At 69.7% G+C, this 1267-nt stretch carries 1 protein-coding gene; it reads left to right on the forward strand.

Features of this window, described 5'->3' with window-relative positions:
- Window positions 1-56: 56 nt before the first annotated feature.
- A partial coding sequence (locus A33M_RS21845; protein ID WP_040622728.1) for a tyrosine-type recombinase/integrase occupies window positions 57-1267 on the forward strand: 1211 nt, incomplete at its 3' end.

Consider the following 1267-nt stretch of genomic DNA (forward strand, 5'->3'; position numbering starts at 1 on the left):
CACCGAGGGGCACCGTTAGGCGCCGTCCAGGTGGTGTCCAGCGGACGGGGCGAGCCATGCCCAAGCTGACGAAGCGGTTCGTAGAGAGCTGGAAGCCCGACACCGCCGACGCGATCGCCTGGGACGACGACATTCCGGGGTTCGGGTTGCGGGTCCTGTCGAGCAGGACCGAGCACGGCGAGGAGCGGTGCGTCCGCTCCTACCTGGTGCAGTACCGGACCGCCCAGGGGCGCTCGCGGCGGCTGACCCTCGGCAAGCACGGCAAGCTGACGGCCGACATGGCTCGCAAGGAGGCCTTCCGTGTGTTCGACGCGGTTCGCGCCGGCAAGGACCCGGTCGCCGAGCGGCGTGCCTCCATCGAGGCGCCGGTCGTGAACGAGCTGCTCGACCGCTACCTCGCCGAGCACGTCAGAAAGCGCAACCGGCCGAGCACGCAGGCGGAGGTCACGCGGATCGTCGAACGCCACATCCGGCCACGGCTCGGCCGGCACAAGGTCGCGGCCGTGACCCGACAGGACATCGGAAAGCTGCACCGTGAGGTTGCGGGCACGCCGCGCCAGGCCAACGTCGCCGTCGCGATCTGCTCGAAGGCCTTCGCGCTCGCCGAGGCCTGGGGAATGCGGCCGGAGAGCACGAATCCGTGCAGCAAGATCGAGCGCTATCCAGAAAGCACGCGGGAGCGGTTCCTGACCGCCGACGAGCTGGCAAGGCTCGGCGCGACCTTGCGGCAGGCGGAAACGACGGGGCTGCCGTGGACGATCGATCCGCAGCGGCCGATCTCGAAGCACCTCGCGAAGGAGGAGAACCGCCGGACGTTGCTCGCACGGGTGACCACCGCGGCGGTCGAGCTGCTGCTGTTCACCGGCTGCCGGCTCTCCGAGGTGCTGAACCTGCGCTGGGCCCAGGTGGATTTGGACGCCGGCACGATCACGCTGGCGCAGACGAAGTCCGGCCGGCCGCAGGTGATCGTGATCAACGGTCCGGCGCGGCAAGTCCTGGCGCAACTGCCGAGGCCGAAGGGCTCGCCCTGGGTGCTGCCCTCGACGACCGATGCCGAGAAGCCGCTGTCGAAGACGGCGATCGAGAAGGCTTGGAGCCGGATCAGGGCCGCCGCGAAGATCGAGGACGTTCGCCTTCACGACCTGCGGCACACCGTCGGGACGTACGCCGGCCAGGCCGGCGCGAACGCATTCCTCGTGCGCGATCTGCTGCGGCACAAGACACTGGCGATGACCGGGCGGTACGTGAACCGCGCCGACGATCCGAT

Source organism: Rhodovulum sp. PH10, from assembly GCF_000293785.1.
In the GTDB taxonomy this organism is placed as follows: domain Bacteria; phylum Pseudomonadota; class Alphaproteobacteria; order Rhizobiales; family Xanthobacteraceae; genus Rhodoplanes.